The organism is Actinosynnema sp. NPDC023587 (assembly GCF_040640215.1).
Classification (GTDB): Bacteria; Actinomycetota; Actinomycetes; order Mycobacteriales; family Pseudonocardiaceae; genus Actinosynnema.
Window position 1 is genome coordinate 134820 of the sequence record NZ_JBFABG010000014.1, and the last position, 19733, is coordinate 154552.

General features: G+C 68.7%; 12 protein-coding genes and 1 CRISPR repeat array. Of the genes, 2 read left to right on the top strand and 10 right to left on the bottom strand.

The window, feature by feature from the left end; translation table 11 throughout:
• The first annotated feature begins 78 nt into the window (after window positions 1-78).
• Entirely contained in the window at window positions 79-438 is a 360-nt protein-coding gene (locus tag AB0G01_RS29375; RefSeq protein WP_360951948.1) for a hypothetical protein, read from the top strand.
• A gap of 37 nt (window positions 439-475) precedes the next feature.
• On the opposite strand, the gene AB0G01_RS29380 is transcribed toward AB0G01_RS29375, so the two are convergent.
• The gene (locus AB0G01_RS29380) at window positions 476-3574 is read right to left on the bottom strand and encodes a tetratricopeptide repeat protein (RefSeq protein WP_360951951.1); all 3099 of its coding nucleotides are present in this window, start codon (window positions 3572-3574) and stop codon (window positions 476-478) included.
• Window positions 3575-4048: 474 nt separating this feature from the next.
• Window positions 4049-8458: a MobF family relaxase gene (gene mobF, locus AB0G01_RS29385; protein ID WP_360951954.1), complete on the bottom strand. Its 4410-nt coding sequence runs from the start codon at window positions 8456-8458 to the stop codon at window positions 4049-4051.
• 441 nt (window positions 8459-8899) lie between these two features.
• Here mobF and AB0G01_RS29390 point away from each other — a divergent pair, with 441 nt between their 5' ends.
• Window positions 8900-9106, top strand: coding sequence for a hypothetical protein (locus AB0G01_RS29390; RefSeq protein ID WP_360951957.1), 207 nt, complete (start codon window positions 8900-8902; stop codon window positions 9104-9106).
• Between the two features lie 291 nt (window positions 9107-9397).
• On the opposite strand, the gene AB0G01_RS29395 is transcribed toward AB0G01_RS29390, so the two are convergent.
• The 8 genes from AB0G01_RS29395 to AB0G01_RS29430 form a co-directional block, all read right to left on the bottom strand.
• The gene (locus AB0G01_RS29395) at window positions 9398-10411 is read right to left on the bottom strand and encodes a hypothetical protein (RefSeq protein WP_360951960.1); all 1014 of its coding nucleotides are present in this window, start codon (window positions 10409-10411) and stop codon (window positions 9398-9400) included.
• 761 nt (window positions 10412-11172) lie between these two features.
• Entirely contained in the window at window positions 11173-11592 is a 420-nt protein-coding gene (locus AB0G01_RS29400; protein ID WP_360951963.1) for a single-stranded DNA-binding protein, read from the bottom strand.
• Between the two features lies 1 nt (window position 11593).
• Entirely contained in the window at window positions 11594-12919 is a 1326-nt protein-coding gene (locus AB0G01_RS29405) for a DUF4192 domain-containing protein (protein ID WP_360951966.1), read from the bottom strand.
• Between the two features lie 24 nt (window positions 12920-12943).
• Window positions 12944-13816: a bifunctional DNA primase/polymerase gene (locus AB0G01_RS29410; protein WP_360951969.1), complete on the bottom strand. Its 873-nt coding sequence runs from the start codon at window positions 13814-13816 to the stop codon at window positions 12944-12946.
• 243 nt (window positions 13817-14059) lie between these two features.
• Window positions 14060-14530, bottom strand: coding sequence for a hypothetical protein (locus tag AB0G01_RS29415; RefSeq protein ID WP_360951972.1), 471 nt, complete (start codon window positions 14528-14530; stop codon window positions 14060-14062).
• Window positions 14531-14598: 68 nt separating this feature from the next.
• Window positions 14599-15627, bottom strand: a complete 1029-nt coding sequence (locus tag AB0G01_RS29420; protein WP_360951975.1) for a DUF932 domain-containing protein — start codon at window positions 15625-15627, stop codon at window positions 14599-14601.
• Between the two features lie 48 nt (window positions 15628-15675).
• The gene (locus AB0G01_RS29425) at window positions 15676-17181 is read right to left on the bottom strand and encodes a ParB N-terminal domain-containing protein (RefSeq protein WP_360951978.1); all 1506 of its coding nucleotides are present in this window, start codon (window positions 17179-17181) and stop codon (window positions 15676-15678) included.
• Window positions 17182-17467: 286 nt separating this feature from the next.
• On the bottom strand, window positions 17468-17770 hold the full coding sequence (locus AB0G01_RS29430; protein ID WP_360951981.1) for a hypothetical protein: 303 nt from the start codon (window positions 17768-17770) through the stop codon (window positions 17468-17470).
• Between the two features lie 125 nt (window positions 17771-17895).
• Window positions 17896-19674: a CRISPR direct-repeat array (repeat unit 37 nt; unit sequence GTTGCGATCCTCGCTGGAAGCGGGCTTCCAGCGCTGC).
• Window positions 19675-19733 lie beyond the last annotated feature (59 nt).

Here is a 19733-nt window from a genome sequence, read left to right on the forward strand (position 1 = left end):
ATCGGAATTGGGCCGACCAGGGGTCTCGCACCGGCTGCCGGGGTCGCAGAGGCGTTCAGGGAACGCCTTTGGTGCTCGGTGCTGACCGTATCGTGCGACATCCTCGAGTACACCCCGGCCGAACTGATCGCCATGACCCCTGACACGATCGCACCGCGCATGACCGCGACCGCCGGGGCCGAGGTGGTCGATCTGGCGGCCACCGTGCGCCCCAAGACACTGGGCAGCCTCGCCTCGAAGAACGGCATCTCCCGCATCAGCGGCTGCGTCGCCGCACTCTGCCGACTCGGCCTCGAGGCACCCGCACCCGTCATCGCCGACGCCCTGGGCATCCGATACACCACCGCCACCCGTCATGTGTCCTGGCGGGAGGCACCTGGAATCGTTACGCCCCCGAGCCACCACGCACGACCGCCTTCACCGATGGACGCTGGATGAAGGCGCTTCGACTGACCAAACCCGCCGACCGACCTGATCACACCTGGACCTGGGTCCGACCTGGGTCCGTGGAGTCGTCGAGGTCGTCGAGTTGCCGTTGAACACGTTCGGCATCGAAGGTACGACCTTGTTCCCGATATAACTCCAGCGCTTCCCTCCATGCGACGCGGGCCTGCTCGTGTCGTCCGAGGGCGGCGTGAGGGTGGCCCGTGTGATCGAGGGCGTCCGCGACCTGGTAGGCGTTGTCGAGAGCGCGGTACAGGGTGAGTGCCTGATGGTAGTAGTCGACGGCCTGTTGGTGTTCGCCGGCTCGACGGGCGATGAACCCAAGGCTGTCCAGGGTGTTGGACTCGCCGTCGAGGTTTCGGTGGTCTCGGTGCATGACGAGGGCGGCGTGACAGCAGTCCCGGGCGGCGTCCAACTCACCCAGGCGGGCGGAGTGCCAACCCACCAGGTTGAGCGCGACGGCTTCCCACACCGACAGGTCGAGAGTGCGGAAGAGGTCGAGGGCGCGGTGGGCGTGGTCCAGTGCCCGCCGGGCATCCCCCCGGCTTCCCCAAACGAGCGCGAGCACTCGGTGGGTGTGTGCCTGTTCGGTGGGGTCGCGATGGCGCACCGCCAGTTTGAGGGCCCGATCCAGGTGGTCGGTGGCTTCCTCGTGCAGGCCCATCCGGGAGTAGGCGCTGCTGAGATTCCGGTGGGCGCGGCTGCGGGTGGTGAAGTCGGGTAGGTGTTCGGCGGCCTCCAGTGCGATCCGCCACGAGTTGAGCGCGTCACGTCGGTGTCCTCGCCGGAAGTGGAAGATGTCCAGGACCCAGGCGAGGTGCCAGACGACGAGATGGCGGCTAAGGGCGGCGGCGGTGCGCTGGGTGGCCAGGAGAGTGGTGTGTTCGGCGTCCAGCCAGGCCATCGCCGCCGCGGCGTCGGGCAGTGGGTGTGGGTGGATGCCGGGCGCGGGCGGCTCCGGCCGCACGAGTGTGCCCTGGGGGTCCAGGAGGCGGTCGGCGGTGTGGGCGGTGTGCAGGTGGAAGTCCGTCACCCGCACCAAAGCAGCCTTCTGTACGCCGTCGGGCAGGGTGTGGGCGGTAGTGGTGGCGAAGGCGCGAACCAGGTCGTGCATCGCATACCGGCCGCCCGGCCGCCGTTCGAGCAACGACGCCTCCTCCAGCGCCGTCAGCGCCTTGCACGCGTGGGCGCGGGGCTGGCCGGTAAGGGCGGCGACGGCAGGTGGGGTGGTGTCAGGGCCGGGGGCGATACCGAGCAGGGCGAACAGGGTGCGTTGTGCGTGGGTGAGGTGGCGCAGCGACCAGGACAGGACAGTGGGCAGGCTGGCGTCGGGGTCGTCGGAGTCCAGGGCGTCCAGGCCGAGGTCGCGGAGTTCGGCGGCGATGTCGTGCAGCAGGTGGGGTCGGGTTCGGATGCGGGCGGCGATGAGACCGAGTGCAAGGGGGAAGCCGCCGCAAAGTTCGACCAGCCCGGGAATCGCCTGGTCGGTGTCGGTGGTGGAGTCGAGTGCGGTGGTGAGCAGGGTGTGGGCTTCGGTTTCGGTGAGGATGTCGAGGTGGACGGGGCGGGCGTCGTGGCGGGCGACGAGGCTGCGCAGCCGGTCGCGGCTGGTGATCAGGACGGTGCAGGTGTCGCCGCCGGGCAGCAGGGGCAGGATTTGGTCGGCGCGGGCGGCGTTGTCGAGCAGGACGAGCAAGCGCTTGCCGGTGGTGTGCGTGCGGTAGAGCCCGATCCGGGCGTCCAGATCCGTGGGCTGGCGGTCGCGGTCGACACCGAGGGCGGCGAGGAAGTCGCCCAGCACGTCGACCGGTCGGCGGGAGTCGCCGGGGCTGAAGCCGCGCAGATCGGTGGCCAACTGTCCGTCGGGGAAGCGGTGCAGGTTGCGGTGGGCCCAGGTCTGGGCGAGCCAGGTCTTGCCGATGCCACCGGTACCGCCGATCGCGGAGATCACCGCCGTGCCACCGGTACCGTGGCCGCCGTCCCCGGTTCGGGTATCTGTGACGAGAGCGCGGTCGAGAGCGGCGAGTTGGTCGGCGCGGCCGACGAACCCCGCAGGTCGGGGGCCGAGCTGTCGTGGGGTGGGCACGGATGGTCGGGGTGGCGGCGGGTGGAGGTGCAGGCCGCCGGCGAGGATACCGATGGCGGTGCCGCCAGTGTCCGCCGTGACGTCCCCGCGCACCTGCTGGGCGGCCATGCTCGTTCCGGCCGGGCGGCAGGTGCCGATCGGACGGTCAGAGGCGGGCACCGACGAAGTGTGCTCAAGGTCCTTGGCCATCAGGGGGTACTGCGGTTCCGCACCCGCCGGGGAACGCGCGGGTGATGGGTTGATGGTGAGGTGGCCTCCGGTGACCGCGCCGACCGTGATCCCCGCCCCGGCACCATGCACGCCGCCGGCGATGTGCACCCCGCGAGGCCCCGTGCGGAAGTCTTCCACTTCGGTGCGGCCGGTCCCGCTCTCGGAGCCGACCGGTGCCCGACCGCCGGGCACGGAACCTGTTGCGGGGAAGTGTGACGGGTGGTCGAGCACCGCCGGGTCGGCAGGGTAGGGATGGTCTGGCAGGGCGATCCAGGCTCGGTCGCGGAAGGACTTCACCGCCACCTCGACCGGCCGGAACGTTGCCGGGTCCACGGTCGTGGAGTTGCGCACGACTTCGTCGAAGACCAGCCGGGACACAATCAGCACCAGTACGCCCGGTGTCCCGGCCAGCGCCTCGCGCAGCGGGGCGGCGTCCACCAGCCGGAACGCCGCGACCATCGTAGGCGAGGTCGCGCCGTGCCCGTCGAAAGCCACCTCCCCTGCATGGATCGCCAGCCGCAGCCGGACGCGCGCGGCGTCGTGACTGATGCTGTTGTGCCCCCGCACCGCCCGCGCCAGCGCCTCGGGCAGCACCTCCACCAATGGAGCCTTCGGATACTCCGGCGGAATCAGCAGGAACAGGCCGTCGCCGCGGTCCTCGCAGTGACAGGCATCCCACGGCACACCGGCCGCCGCCAGCGCCTCACCGACCACCGCGTAGAGACCCGCACGGGTGCCGAGTTGGTGCGGCAACGTCCTGGTCGCGGAGCTGTAGCCCTCCACGTCGACCAGGACCATCGTGCGGTGAACCGCCTGCCTGGCCGTGTCCGCCATGCCACCCCCGGAGAAGGACCGCGTGGTGCGCGGATGAACCACGGTTCTACCGACCGACGCGGGCAGGCCCCTCGCCATTCGGCGTCAGTAGCTCATTCGGCTGTATGAATACACCCGACCGGGGTACGCTCGTCACTACGCCTACCAGCTCATTCCAGGCGACACAGCAAGTAACGAACCAACCGATCCACCGGGAACACAGACCACGGGAACAGTGGCTCCTACCAGTCTGGGTCGCCGCTCCGGTGGCACGTTTCGCAGATAATGGCTCGGGCACCACGAACAGGCTCACCTGGTGGCAGGGGTGCTGGTTCTGTACCGGGAACAAGAGCGTGACGTCGACGCCATCCCGGGCAGCGTTTGATCACCCTTGTCGAACATCTTCCCGGCCAAGCCCGCGCCCGCAGCAGCAGCGACACCGCTTGGTCCACCGAACGTCTGCAACGATCCGTAGCCGACCGCCGACAGTCGCATTCAGGGTTTGAGGTGTGGACCCTTCTGCCGTGGCTGGGTATACGGCGCTGGCTGGGTGTGTGGTTCGGTCGCCTTCTCGCTGGCAGTGCCCCGGCGTAGCCGGGCCAGCAGGCGTGCGGCCCGGGTCTTCAGGGCGTTCGTGTTCGGGCGTGGCTTCTCACGCGCGGTGGAAGCGGCGATGTGGTTGAGGTAGGCGGTGCTGGCCTCGGCGAGGTCTCGGAAGAAGTCCGTTCCTGGTGTCGGCACATTGGGCTGGTGACTGTTGGTGGCAGGCCGAAGTGCCGTGGGGTTGGGGGTCGGAGGCGGGATCGCTGTGGACTCGGTATGACGTGTGTTGCGACCAATCTCGGTGAGCCGGTTCCGCATCGCGCGGGCGGCGTCCGTCGGTAGCGGTTTCGGGGCGGCGGGATCTCGCGTTGCAGTGGGTTGTTTGGGCAGCAACGCGCCGAGTCGGTGGTGCAGGACCTTGGTCAGCGACTTCGCGGTGCGGGTCTCACGTTCCGCGCGGGCGTCGATCAGAGCCGTGACAGGGTTGGTTCCGGTGTCGTCGACGTGGTGCAGCAGCTGTGCCAGCGCAGGCCAGGCCGGGTCTGCGGTGATCGGATCGGTCTCGGTGGGCAGTGCCTGGCGGAGCCACTGTGCCGCTTGGTGTTCGAGGTAGGTGGTGGCCGCTTTGTGGATGTCGGCCCGGAGGCGGTTCGCCGAGACCGGTGCAGGACCGACGTCCGAAATCGGGAGTGTCGATGGTTTCGTCGGTTGGGGCGAGTCGTGGCGATGGGCGTCGACGGTGTTCGCCAGCCAGCGACGGGCGCGTTCACGGGTTCCGCAGGCAGGCGGGCCGAGAATTTCGGGATCGGTGTCGGGGACGCTCCAGCGTTCCCGAAAGGCTGCGATCTGCGCAACAGCGTCGAGCCATTGCAGCCGACGATCGAGGCTTTGCGGAGGGCCAAGGCTCACCAACCAGGACGGTTGCCTCTGTATGGCATTGAGTGCGAGTTCTTCGACCCGCCGTGCGATGGAGTCGTGTTTGTTCTGCAACCAGTGAAGCAGTTCGGCGTGCTCCACGTCGTGCGCGGGTTGGACAGGTGGTGGAGGCAGCCAGATGGGAACGAACGACTTGTCCGGATCGGCACTGGCCGGTGGGGAGCGGAGGGGTGTGGGTTCGAGTTCTTCGAGGTGCTCGTTCAGGCGGTGGTGCAGGACTTTGGCGATGCTCTGGGCTGTGTCGAGTTCACGGCTGCTGGCGTTGGTGGCCAGGATCTCGGTGGGGTCGTGGCCGATGTCGTGGATTTCGTGGAGTACGGCTTGGAGGGAGGGCCAGGCGTCGTCGGCGAGGATGGTGTCGGCGAGCTGCGGGAGGGCGTCTTCGACCCATTGCTCTGCTTGGGTTTCGGGGTCGGTGCCGTGGTAGAGCAGTAGGGCGTGTTCGTACTCGGGGACTTGGTGGTCGAGTCGATACGGCAGTTCTCGGGCGTCCTGCTGGGTTTCGGTGGCGGTCTTTTCGGTGCCGTCGTTGGTGAGGAGGGCCGCGAAGGCGGCGACTACGGGTCGGGTTTCGCGGTGGCGGTAGAAGAGGTCTCCGGGGAGGACCGGGGGTTCGTCGGGTGCGAGTACCGCTGTGGTGTCGAGGTAGAGGTGGTTCTGGTCGGTTCCCCGGGAGAGTGCGACGGTGGCGAGTTGTCGTGTGGCGTGGGGTGAGAGGTGGGCGTGGGCGATGTCGACGTTGATGCCTTGGGTTCTGTGGATGGTGGCGGCGTAGCCGAGTTCGACGAAGTGGGTGACGTAGTGGGCGGGCAGGGTGACGGTGCCCTTGTGCTTGAGGTGGCGGGCTTTGAGGCTGCCGTCGGGGTTGACGCGTTGCACGGTCCAGAGGTCGCCGTTCTTGACGTGGTCGGTGAGGCGGGGGCGTAGGTCTCGGCGGTTGAGGCGGGTGACGATGGTGTCGCCGCGACCGGCGTGGTTTCCGTCGCGGAGCGGGATTCCGGTGGGATCGACGTGTCCGGTGGCGCGGAGTTCGGTTTGGGCACGGGCGGAGAGTTCGGCGACGATGTCGTTGGTATCGGAGGACATGATCGCGGCGTGGTCGTTGTCGCGGTCGATTCGCCATGCGGTGTAGAGCTTGTCGAGCAAAGCAGCCTGGGGACCGCCGTGCAGTCGGTCGTGTTTGGCGTACCAGGAGACGGCCCGGCGGTCGCCGACGCGGACCTGGAGGACGGCTTGGGCTTCGGTCGGGTCGCGGAAGCGGTGGACTTCGGTGAGTTCGACCCCGCCGGTCTGGGTGTGGATGAGGCGGAGCACGCCGCCTGCTTCGACGGCGGCGAGTTGTCGGTAGTCGCCGACCAGGCGGACCACCGCGCCGCGTTGCGCGGCGAGGGAACGGATGTGGTCGAGCATGAGGGTTCCGGCCATGCCGGCTTCGTCCACCAGGAGCATGTCGCCTTGCCGGATGTCGACGGGCTGGTGGTGGAGGCGGGCGGTGACGAGGCTGTGGATGGTGTCGGCGGGGATGCCGAGCATGTCGCCCAGCACGCTGGCGGCGGCTGCGGAGGGGGCGAGTCCGATGACGCGTCCGCCGGTGGTGCGCCAGACTTCGGCGACGGCGCGCATGGCGGTGCTCTTGCCGGTTCCGGGCGGTCCGATCGCCACGGTGAGGGCGCGGCCGGAACTGACGAAGCTGCGGACGAGGTCGCGTTGGCCGGGGTTGAGCGTGATCCGGCTGCGTCCCTTGGCTTTGCGATCGAGGTGTGTGAGGACCTTGTCCACCACACCGTCGGCGACGGCGGGACCGTGGCGGATGCGGGCGGCCTGGACCAGGCGTTGTTCGGCGCCGAGGATGGCGTTGCTGGTGTAGCGGGCGAATCCTCTGCGGCGCAGGACGGACTCTCCGTCGGCGCGTCGCAGCATGGCCGGTGGCGGGTCGGGGGTGATGTCCAGCTTCACCGAGTCGTGGTCCAGGGCTCGTCCGACGACGGCTTCGCGGAGTGCGGTGTGCTCGTGTTCCGGACCGGTTCGGAGGCCACGCAGAACGCGTTCGGCTTCGGCGCGGACGTGGTAGACGGTCCAGGTCGCGCGGCGTTCGGAGACCGCGTGGATGACGGCGGCCGACAGCGTCGGGACGTCGACGCGGTCGGGCGGGGTCGAAGGTGCGGCGGTGACGGCGGCACGGACGACGCCGGGGATGTCGAGGTCCGGACGCAGGTCCCGGGCGCGACGGGTCCAGTCGGCGAGTTGGTCGCGGAGGCTGCGCAACCCGGCCTTGTCGGGTCGGTCGGTGGTCGCGGCCTGTTGGGCAAGCTTGAGTTGGATGCTGCGGGACGGGGTGGCGCCGTGGGCGCGGACGTAACGGGCGACGAGCTGGTCGTAGATGGCCTCGACCTGGGTGCGGCGTTGGGAGAAGCCCACCACCCACTCCTGCGGGATTCCGGCAATGTCGCGGACGGGGCGTTTGCCGGGGCCTCGTGGTGTCGTCGTCCACCTCACGTTGAGGCGATTGGTGACGCCACGTTCCCAGGCGGCGTTGTAGACCTCGGAGGCGGAGACGGCGGCGTGGTGGAGTTGACGTGAGTCCAGGGTCCGCCACCTGCCGTCGCCGCACAGCGCGACGTTGGCGACGGCGACATGGGTGTGCAGGTTGGGATCTCCGGCACGGGATTCGCGGTGCGTGAATGCGGTGGCGACCAGGCCCGCGGTGTCGATCTGGGCGATGCCCGCCTTGCCCGCCCGGCTGAACGCGGCTTCGTGTTCGAGGTAGGTCATCGCGGTGCGGACCGCGTCGTGGTGGGCCTGTTCCAGGGCGGTGCGGGTGCGGTGGTCGCCCAGCGCCCAGAGGATATCGGCGGATTTGGTGGGCTGGCTGAACACCAGGTCGAACCCGGAGACGGGTTGGCGGGCGCGGCCGAGTTCGTCGGTGATGTAGGTGCGGACCTCGGTGTCGGCCCACACCCGATACGGGTCACGCAGGGACAGCAGGGCGGCGGCGACCTGTTCCTTGATGTCGCGCCGCTCCTGGATGTCGGGCCGGCGCCGGTGGGCCTGCTCGAACCGCTTGTAGGCGGCCTGAAGTTCGGCGATCAGGGGAATGTCGTTGTCGTACTGGGCGAGTCGGCGGCCCAGCCGGACGTCCACCAGAGCGTTGGTGATGTTGGCACCCTGGGCGACGGCGGTGGCGATGAGGGCGTTGGCCTCGGGGTGCAGGCGCTCGCCGTAGAGGGCCTGCATCTGGTCCTCGCGGACCTCGCCGTGCACGCCCAGCGCGATGATGCCGGAGCCGATCCACTCCCCCGGCGGGTTGCCTTCGGCGTGGTAGTAGGCGGCGAGCGGGTCACGGCCCTGGCGCGGGGTATCGCCGGTGGCGACCTGACGCAGCAGGTAGGTGTAGCCGTCACCGGCGTGCAGCACCTTGAGCGCCATCATCACGTGCCCGCCCGGCGGCCGATGCCGTTCATGCCCGGACGTTAGGCCGCCGGGATGTGGGAAGTCGTTGTTCTGGCGACGGTTTCACGGGTCAGTGGACGGTCCGCGCACTGCATAGTGCCAGAGGTGTCTCGTGTGTAGGGCGTCATGGGAGCCATGATCACGAGTGATCCGAGGACGGGGTGAACAGCTTGGGTCGAAGGACCGTGTCGTTGGTGAGCGCGAGTAGACATGGCTTGGTGGTGCCAGAGCAGTTACGGCGTGCTGAACGAAGGACTCCTCGGGACCCGTGAATTGCCGGCTGGTCCGCCGGTCGATGCCCGGGGCGGCGCTTAACGTGAGGGCATGGCTGGGACTTCAGCGAGGGTTGCGGCACGGCAACGGGCTCGGCAGGCTCGGGTCCGGCGGCAGGAAGCGTTGCGGGAGCACGAGAAGCAGGTGAACCGTCTGTCGGAGGTGTTCTACGAGCATGAGGAGTTCCGTAGGCGGCACGAGCGCGCGTCAGCGGTAGCGGTGGCCGGACTGCTGAGGTTGGGCGAACCGGTCGGGGACGTGGCCGCGTTGCTCGGTGTGGATGTCGGCCGGGTACGTGCGTTGAAGTCACTGGCGCAACAGCAAGTTGAGGCGAACGGGATGAAGACCTGACCACCTTGTCCAACCAGTGGTCGCCGGGGTAGTCGGCCTGGTCGCCGTCGGTCCGTGGGAAGACGCGGCCGGTGCGGGCGAGATAGGTCTGTGCCGTGGCCGTGAGGACCGAGCGGGCGCGGCTCGATGTCGGCCGGTTACGGCCGGCCCTGGGGAGGGCGGGCGGGATGGGTGCGTGAGGGCAGCAGCCGTCGCCGAGTTGGTCGGTGCTTGATGCGTCGACCAATTCGGCCCGGCTCACCGCGCTTCGGCGGCGCACCCAGGGCACACCGCCGAAGCAGGCTGAGCTGGTCAGTCAGCGGCCACCATGCGCTCCACGTCCTGACATTCGGGGCACAGGTCGGTGTCTGCTGTATCGAGGTGATCGCCGCATTGGGTACAGCGGACCGGGTGAGAGGCCTGCTCGGTGGGGTTGTTCGCGCGCTGCGGAGTTGGATTGTCTGCCGTGCGCTGGTCGAGATGAGGCACCGGTGCGGACGGCGGAGCGGAAGGTTCGGGTGCGGTGGCGGGGAACGGGTTGCGGTGGACCCATGCGGTGATCGTGGTGCGGTCGGCGGGCGTGGCGTAGCTCTTCCACCAGCGGGCCAGCAGGGCGCGTGCGATCGGGTAGTTGGCGGTGATGAACGCGCAACGGGCTTCGATCGCGTCCACGCGGGTGTGGCCTTCGGGAAGTGGTGGGATGCCGGGTCGGCCCTTCTCGCGGCATTCGCCGCACAGCCCGTCGTCGCAGGCGGCGGTGTAGTCCGACGGAGCGCGCTCCAACCAGCACCGCACGCACGGGGTGCCGCGCAGGGCGGGCACGGCGGCCCGGTCGTAGTCCAGGCCGCCGGCGTAGACGGTGGCCCGGGGCGGTTGGTCGTCGGCTCCGGCGCGGGGCCCGTAGTCGGCCGCGAGTGCGTCCCGCCGGTCCTGGCGGCGCAGCTCGGCGCGGCGTGCCGGTGTCAGGGTGCGGCGGGCTTCGGGACGAAACTCCGTACGTCCGTCACGTGGGGCGGTGTCGCGGGCGGAGTGACGTGGCGGCGGGACGTACGCGGGACGGCGTTGGAGGTAGGCCGTGCCGAACGTGGCGATGACCGCCCGGTCGGTGTCGGTGCCGGCGGCCTTCCACCGGGCACGCAGGTGGACCTCGGCACGGTCGGGGTAGCGCTCGATGGTGTCGACGCAGTCGGCGACGATGCCGAACGTGTGCTGATCCAGTTTGCTCAGCAAGTGGCCGGCGTAATGCTTCGCGGCCGTGAGTTCACCGCCGCAGACGGCATCCACGATACGTTCCAGACAATCTGAGATACTCGACTTCTCAGCCACGGGAACCAACTTTCGATACGATTTTTGGGTTATGCCGGGCTTGACGTTCCCAGCAATTCCTACGATTCGATCGTATCGCCGCAAAGCGCCTAGAACAATGATCCGACACGATATAGCCGCACCCGAAAGGGTGGTTCCGACGGTTTTTGCTTTTCGTAAGCACACCGGGAAGGGATGACAGGAGGGGCGGCGCGACACCGAGGGCAGGCCCCCGGCCTGCCCGTGCTCGCCTGACCAGGGGACGGTGGCGGCATGTCAAATCGCGCGCTTTGGCCGGAACAATTTCAGCAAAATAGGTGGGGTGAGGGGCCCCGCGTATTTTGCGTGCTTTGAAATTGTTCCGGCCAGCGATTTGACATGGCGACATCGGCCCATACACTGCGCCGCCCCTCCTGTTGTTCCTGGAGGTGACGTGCGGTGCGCAGGTCGCTCCCGGTGAGGCGCTGGGGCCGACACCTGATACCCCGAGGGGCGGAAGGCCGGGACGGCCGACCTGAGCCGGTCGCCCCGGGCGTCCGATGCGGAAGCCCCGAGAGGCCACCCGTCCACCGGAGCGGACGATTCCGTCAAGACCGCTTCGGCACGCAGATCCGAACACGGACGGGGCCGTATCCACCCCGAGCCGCCTGGACTCCCGAACCAATTCTACCGTGAGGACGGCCGGACATCTGAATGACACGCCGGGCGGAGCACCCGCTCCGGGCGACGTGGGAATGTTGCTCTTCACCCCCACGTCGCCCAGAATGGATGACACGTGCAGATCAGGCGGGAGAGCCCATACCAGCCGGTTCCGGCCTATTAGTCGGGGTTGTGCGAACCTCACCGGTCTTGGCGACGGCCGCGGTGGCGTAGCGCAGTGCGGGCCCGATGTCGTCGATTTCGAATTCGAGCACGGAGTGCTTCTCGCCGTCCCTCTCGTAGGAACGTTGCCGCAACCGGCCCTGTGCGATGGCCCGTGTGCCGCGCGCAAGCGATTGGGCGACGTGTTCGGCGAGCTGGTTCCAGCAGGTGCAGCGCAGGAAAAGTGTGTCGCCGTCCCGCCATTCCCCGGCTTTACGGTCGAAGGTGCGCGGGGTGGACGCGATGGTGAAGTTGGCGACCGCCACACCGGCTTGGGTGAAGCGCAGCTCGGGTTCGGCGGTGAGGTTGCCGATGATGGTCAGAGTCGTTTCGCCGGCCATGTCACTTCTCCTCGTCGGTTGTGGGGCCCTCGGTCGACGTGCCCGTCGATGCGGGTGCGGGCCGGCGGAACAACTCCGCCGTGCGCATGAGCAACCGGCGGATGGAGCCCGGCTTCATCCCCTGCTCGAAGGCGATCCCGAGCAGTCCGGCCAAGCGGTGATCCGGCGCGGCATCGAGCGCGTGCCGGATCGCGTCCACGGCCAGCACGCCCTGGCCACGTACGTAGGCGTAGATCGCCAGGAGCGCTGCGGGTTCGGCGCACTCGGGCGCGGGGCATTGTCGTGTCAGTTCGGTCCACAGCCCTTCGGCGTCACCTGCGTTCTTGCCCAACGCGAACTCCATGCACCGGTCGCGCACGTCGAGGTGGCTCAGAGCGAAGGCCAGGTCCACGATCTCCGTGTCGGTCAGGGGCTGGGTGCGATAACGGGCTCGCTCGACGTGGCGACGGACCAGTTGGTACCAGGACTCGGCCGCTGCCTGCGGCTGGTGGAAACCGATCCGTTCCTGCTCGACCACGTCGGCCAGGAGACGGGCTCGGCGACTCAGCGCTTCATCGCTGTCCGGGCGCAACGCGTTCACGAGCGCTTCGCGGCTTGGACGGGTGACCACTCCCCTGGCGATCTGGGACAGGTGGATCGGAGAGGTCTCCGGGTCGGGCAGTGCTCCGTTGTTGTCCGGGGCGCCGTACTCGAACCAGCGGGCGCCCCTGGTGATGGTGGGCACGCCGAAGATGACCGGTGTCAGGCCGTCCGTGGCGAAGACAGCGGACAACTGCGCGGCCAGCCGCTCGTAGCTGAGGCAGTCGTGGTCGTCACCGACGATGAGTGCGTAAACGCGGTCCGCGTCGTGGCTGTGCAACTGGGTGGACAGGTCGTGGGCGGTCTGCCGGTACTGGTGGGAAGTCGAGGGAAGATCGATCCTTGCCGTGAGGGTGATCCGACCGTCACGGACCATGACCGCGACCAGTGAGTCGGTCGGGTAGAACTCCAGCAGGTGGGGCACTGCGGCGATGAGGTCACCCGGGTCGGACAGGTTCGCCGAGTCCAAGGTGTCGAAGGGTCCGGTTCCGATTGGGATGTCGTTCATGGTGTATGCCTCTCCGGATCGAGGCCGGTCACGTTGCGGGAAACTGTGCGACTGGTGATGAAACCCGTGTGGAGAATCGTTCATCTGCGGTGCAGTCGTCCGCTTGTAGACCTGGCCTGGGCGGTCCGGGTGTTGTGCCCGCCGCCTGGGGTTCGGGCACAGGGCGTGCGCGGGTGGGGCAAACGCTTTTTGTTTGCGGCACCCGCGCACGCCCTGTAGAACCAGGCGGGCGGTGGGCACAACACATGGGTTGCACTGGTCCTCCTATCCCCCACCATCTCCGCTTTGCGGTGGGGAGATGATGTGGCGCGGGTGGTCACGCCCCCAGGTGATGCCGTCGCTGATCGCGCGTTCGCGCTCGATGACGGTGTACGCGCCGTCGGCGATGTGCTGGGCCGCTGCCTGCCGCAACGTTCCTGCGATCGTCTGTTCATCCAGCCGCGTGAGCCGGCCCATCCGGGCTGCTGCTCTCACCAGTGCCAGCCGCCGGGTCCCCGGTTGTGCTTCCCGAACTCGTCGGGCTTCGTCGCTGAGCGCGGCGCGCAGGTAGGCGTCGGGGAGACTGGTCGTGACCGGGGTGTCGGCCGGTGGTGCGTGGGTCAGGGCGGCCACCAACCATTGCGGCAACGGTTGCACCGGGGCTCCGACGGCCAATTCGTACCGGCCGTCCGGGGTCGTGGCACCGATGGTGAGGACGTAGCCGCCGTGGCCCCGTGTGTCGATCAGCGGACCGATCCGGGATTGCGTGTTGCCCAGCCGCGTTCCCGACGGGGCGGCGAAGTACAGGTGCCGGCCGTCGTTCGGAGTTCGCACGGTGAACGTGGTCGGCACCCACTCCCCCGCCTCCAGCGCCGCCGACGTGAGGGAGTCACCGCCGTGGCGGAACGGCGCGGCGGTGTGGCCGTGATGTGCCGCGTCGTCCAGGTCCAGCACAACCAGACCTGCGGGGCCGGTTGCAATCGCGGGATTGGCGTCGGGGACAGCCCGCCACCACTGGTCGATCCGGTCGTCGTCAGTGGACGCCCGCGATTCCCAGTCGGTGATGGCGGGCCGTTTCGAGCCGGGGTGGCCGGGGAAGACCGGCCAGCCTCGTCGGGCCGCTGCCAGCGCCGCGTTCCGCAGACCGTGTGCAGACACCGTGGTTCACCTCTTTCCGGAAGGGCGGGGCAGGAGGGCAGACGAGGGTGGGTGTTGCCCTGCACTGCGTGTCCGGCGAGCAGCGGTTCGTTCGCCGCGACGGAGGACACCGGCGGTGCACCGCTGCGCGAACCTGCCTCCGAGTTCGTCGACAGTGATATCGGCAAGTGCGCAAGATTGGAGGGGTTGTGCAAAGCCGGTGAGGACCCCTCCGGCGACGGCGTTGGAGGGGTCCTTCGTCGATCAGGACGGCGAAGGCCGGTCCTGGAGGGGAACGTCGTCCAACGACTCGACGAACCAGGGTGCTTTCTCGTACACGCTGGAGCGCTGGTACGCCGGGACCGGCGTGCCGGTGGAACCCATGACCGGGGCGAGGTCGTCGGCGAGCATCGTGGATTCGGCGGCTGCGCGCAGCGCCATGCACCAGGCGTAGGCGTCGTTGGACTGCCAGCCGGGGCATTCGGATATCTGGTAGAGGTAGGTGTTCACGGCCTTGGCCACTGCGGCCGGGCGGAACCGGGCGGTCACGATGGTGGCGAGGTAGCGGGGAGCCTGGTTCGTCTCGCCGTAGCGGTGGTTGACGCTGCGGTAGTTCTCGTTCCACAGCAGCGTTCCGGCGTCGTCGGCGTCGGACCGGGTGTGGAGGATGCCGAGTTGGAGTGCGGCGTTGACCAGCAGGTCTATGTGGGCCATGCTCACGACGAAAACGGACATGACGGAACTCCTTGCCAGAGTGGTGTTGTCGGCGAGGTGCCTCTCCGGAAGCCGGGAGGGTGTGCGAGTCAGACGGTGAGCAGGTCGAATGCCTGCTGCTTGCGGCGGGTGACGGTGCTGCCGGTCAGGACGCGGTGTGCCCGGACGGCCGGCGTGGTGGCGGGTGCGTGGTGGTCCAGGTATTCGGTGACGGCTTGCAGGCCGGCCCATCGGGTGCCTCGGATTCGGTCCTGGGTGGAGGCGTCGGTCCACAGACGCAGCAGCGTGGTGCGGCGGCGTTCGGCGTTGGCACGCGTGCGGGGCGGTGCGGTGCGGTCGTCCACCGGCCAGACCGTTTCGACGATTTCGCGGAACTCCGGTGTGGTGAGCCCGGTGTCGATCAGCCGGGTGGCCTCGGCTTCGAACTCGTCGGCGTAGTGGTAGATCAGGTTCAGCTTGGCGCGGATGTCCGCCACGGTGATCCGGGAGTTGCGAGTGTGGCGTACCTCGACCGACGACGTGGTGGTGGCGATGGCCAGGCCGAGTTGGTTGGCGCACGCCACGCGGAAGGGCACCGCGCAGACGCGGAACGCGGTGCTGCCGTCGTGGGAGTCGAACACCGCCAGGTACAGGTCGACCCGGTCAATGCCGCCGATCCTCATCGTGGTGGGCAGCTTCATCGTGGCGAACGTGCGCCGGCCGTCGTCGAGCGACCCGACGTGCGCCAGGCCCGCCGCGCCGGATTCGGCGACCAGGGTGTCGAGCACCGCCGCCTGGTCTTCGTTCTGGGTGACGCCGTAGCCCTTGCCGACCGAGCTGAGGTAGCGGGTCTTGTTGGTGCGCGGGTCCGTGCGCACGAGCATCACCTGGTCGGGGTTGTCCACGGCCGTCACGCCCAGCGGGGTGACGTCCATGCCGGTCTGGGTGACCTTGCGAATGTTCCAGCCGGTCAGACCGGCTGCGCTCATCGCCTGCAAGGCGTTGCCCGCGTGGGTCACAGTGGTGCCGGTGGTTTCCCAGGCGCTCAGGCGCCGGACAACCTGTGTGGTGTGTGCTGCGGGGGTGGTGGCGGATTCGAACATGATCCTGTTCCTTTCCGGGCATGGGAAAGAGGGCATGGCCGGGGGAAGTCGGCCACGCCCTCCGGGTTCAGGGGGTTCTGCGGTTCAGGCTGCCTGGTCGTCGGCGGCGTCGAGGCTGCGGCCGTCCGAGTCGGCCTGGACAGGATCAACAGGCTCGTCGCCTGCGTCGACCGGGTCCAGGTCGGTGTCGACGGCCAGATGCGCGTCGGCGGTCGGGTCGTTGACCAACTGTTCGACCCAGTGCAGCCTGATGCCCCACTTGGCCAGCGCGGCGAAGTAACGTTTCTGCTCCGGAGTGGGGGTGCGCCAGGTCTCCACACTGGTCGACGCCTCGAACGCGGCGAGCACCACCGCCAGGGCGACCATGGTGGCCTGGTCGGCATTGGCTTTGGTCAGCTTCTGCGACAGCGGGTTCCGGCCGCCACCTTTGGATTCTTTGAGGTCGAGCAGGCGGCAGGCGAAGACGTGGTTCCGTTCCATCGCACGCCGCAGTTCGTGGTCGCCTTCGACCAGACTGCGCGCTATGAACTGCCCGGCCGCGCGGGGAGGACTGCCCGCGAGCAGCGTGCGCAATGCGGTGTGCCGGACCGTTTCGGCGGCACGCCACGCCTTGTTGTTGCGCAGCACGCGGACACGGGCGGCTTTCCGCTCCGGCGTCCACTCCGGAGAGGCGGACGCCTGGGGGTTGACGCTCCACACTTCGACGTGGCCGTGGGAGGCCCAGTCGCGGCAAAGGTGGATCGCGGTCGCCGTGCCCGCAAGGGTGTTCGAGGTGACGATCGCGGCATGGCCGGGACACGACTCGTGTCCGGCGGCCTTGTCGTCCAGCCGCGTCCGGTCTTTGCGGCCCCGGTACAGGCGGTCCAGCCGTTGCGCCCCGGCGGGCATCGTGTCGCCGACGACTTCCACGCCCGCCGCGCGCACCGTGGCGGCCAGTTCGTCGCGCGCGTCACGGAGCCGGTACTCCTGGTGCCACTCGGCCAGCGCGTGATCGAACCCCGCCGGGTCTGCCTCCAGGGTGTCGACCAACTCCCGGTAGGCGTCTTCATCGTCCTCGAACTCGGCCAGTTCGGCGGCCTGGAGCAGCGACAGTTGAGGGAAGTCCCGCAACGCCGTGGTGGCCTTCTCGCTGCGCCGGGTCCGCAACCCCGCCTCGACGCTCTCCACACCCACGCTCAACTCGTCCGCGACCTCCTCAACGCTGAGCCCGAACAACGTGAGTTCCTCGAAGATCCGCGCGGTGTCGGCGGTGTCGTAGCCGCTGCGCACCTCGTTGGCCAACCACTGATCCCGCAACCACCGCCACTGCCGAACATCGTCTGACTCGGTCACGATCGCCGGGATCAGCAGGTCCTCGCCCGGTAGTGAGATCGCGATGATCGTCCGGCAATGCCCGTCCTGCACCCGATAACGACCGTCCTCGGCAGGGTGGACGATGACCGGGATGCGGACACCGTGCCTGCGGACACTGGCACACAGATCCGGCTTCTCCGCCTCGATGTCACCGATCGTGCGCGAGTTCCGGTCCAACACCAACATGCGCGGGTCCAACAGCTCGAACCGCGTGTTGCTCCACGATTGTTCGCTCACAACAGTTCCCTTCGGTAGGCGCAACCGCCGGCCAACCCGCACGCCGGATCACCGGCCCTCCTCACAGGGCCTCCGGTCCGCGATGTCGACCCGACGGATCTCCGCCCACCCGAACACCACTTGGTTTCGAGGGCCGGTGTTCGGGCGGGGCCCGCTCGTCCCGGGTGGCGACGGGGTCCGTGTCCAACCGCGTCAGCGGGGTGCCGGGTTCTGCCCGACCGAAGGGAGGAAGCAGCAGAACCCGGCACCCCGCGCGGTTTGACACGGACACCGACGTCACCCACGATCACGAGCCCCGCCCGAACACCAACCTCGAAACATTTCTCACTGCGAAGTCACGCTCGCCGAGGCCACGCTCGCCACCGTCTCGAACTACCACAGCCACTTCAACCGACGGAATATCGAGGCCGAGGCACACCGGCAGAGCGCACACCTGCGCGTCGCCGACGGTGACCGCGACCAACTGGCCGGTGATGTCGTGCGCGCGGTGCTCGGCTCTGAGGACGTCGTCACTTTGGAGCCGGCGTCGCTGGCCGACGAGCCGGCCGCACTGCGCCGTAATTCCGGCGAGAGCGTGTTCATCGAACACAACAGCCGACGGTTACCCACCGGCCGCACCCTGCGCGAGGAATCCGCGCTGGCGGCATGGGACAGACTCACCGACGGCCAACGGCTCCGATCCGACACCGTCGACCACGCCCTCTTCGCCATGCCGTTGCGATCCTCGCTGAAAGCAGGCTTCCAGCGCTGCCAGGCTGCCCTTCAGCTCGTCGAGCCGCCCGCGGTAGTTGCGATCCTCGCGGGAAGCGGGCTTCCAGCGCTGCGTTCCGACTGCCACCCCAGGCATCGGGGCGTGAGGATTGCGATCCTCGCTGGAAGCGGGCTTCCAGCGCTGCCGACCGTCACGGGCGCGGCGAACTCGTGCGTCGTGTTGCGATCCTCGCTGGAAGCGGGCTTCCAGCGCTGCAGCAGGTCCCGGACGTAGACGACCTCCGGCGGGACGTTGCGATCCTCGCTGGAAGCGGGCTTCCAGCGCTGCGCCGGGGTATGGAGCAGGCCGGGCACGATCTGGTCGTTGCGATCCTCGCTGGAAGCGAGCTTCCAGCGCTGCGCCTGGTGGCCGCGCTGGAGAGCCCGGACGCGCAGGTTGCGATCCTCGCTGGAAGCGGGCTTCCAGCGCTGCTCCATTCGCTCACGGCGTTTACACGGCCTTCTCGGAGTTGCGATCCTCGCTGGAAGCGGGCTTCCAGCGCTGCCCGTCCGCCACCAGCTCCTGCCGCAACGCCTCGCTGTTGCGATCCTCGCTGGAAGCGGGCTTCCAGCGCTGCCATGGCGTGGGCCCACAGTTGGGCGAGGTCGCCCATGTTGCGATCCTCGCTGGAAGCGGGCTTCCAGCGCTGCTCGCGTCGACCGGGGTCTCGCCGTCGACGTCGTAGTTGCGATCCTCGCTGGAAGCGGGCTTCCAGCGCTGCCGTCCGCACGCTGACCTGAGCGGCCGGGTCGACCTGTTGCGATCCTCGCTGGAAGCGGGCTTCCAGCGCTGCCGCTTGCCGAACCGGGGCTCGGCGTCGTAGGCGCGGTTGCGATCCTCGCTGGAAGCGGGCTTCCAGCGCTGCCGAACGGCTTCGGGTGCGCCTGGCGCGCGACCTGCGGTTGCGATCCTCGCTGGAAGCGGGCTTCCAGCGCTGCCCCTGACCCCGGCCGGCGACGACATCTACGCCGAGGGGTTGCGATCCTCGCTGGAAGCGGGCTTCCAGCGCTGCCGGTCGTCGACCAGGCTGCCGGCGAGCACGTCGACGTTGCGATCCTCGCTGGAAGCGGGCTTCCAGCGCTGCCGGTCGACCTCGTCCAGAGCGTCTTCGATCAACTTCGGTTGCGATCCTCGCTGGAAGCGGGCTTCCAGCGCTGCGCACGGGGGGCGTCGGCGGGATGGGCGCGATGCTGCTGTTGCGATCCTCGCTGGAAGCGGGCTTCCAGCGCTGCTCTGCGCCCGGAAGGCGCTGCCCTCGCCGAGCGGGAAGTTGCGATCCTCGCTGGAAGCGGGCTTCCAGCGCTGCCCCAGACCGAGGCCCAGATCCAGGCCCTGACGGAGTTGCGAGGCAGCGCTGGAAGCGGGCTTCCAGCGCTGCCTCGCTGGACCATCCCGATCCGCACAACAAGAGGAGGTTGCGATCCTCGCTGGAAGCGGGCTTCCAGCGCTGCTTTTCGCACACCATGCACCGGGGCCGATGTTGGCGTTGCGATCCTCGCTGGAAGCGGGCTTCCAGCGCTGCGGGCACGGGCAGAGGAGAACGCAATGGCGAAGCAGGAGTTGCGATCCTCGCTGGAAGCGGGCTTCCAGCGCTGCGCGCGTCAGCAGCTCGACCGGCGCGGCTCCCCAGCGGTTGCGATCCTCGCTGGAAGCGGGCTTCCAGCGCTGCGGACTACGTGGGGCGGCGAGCCGTTCCCGGCAACGCGTTGCGATCCTCGCTGGAAGCGGGCTTCCAGCGCTGCGCGCGTCAGCAGCTCGACCGGCGCGGCTCCCCAGCGGTTGCGATCCTCGCTGGAAGCGG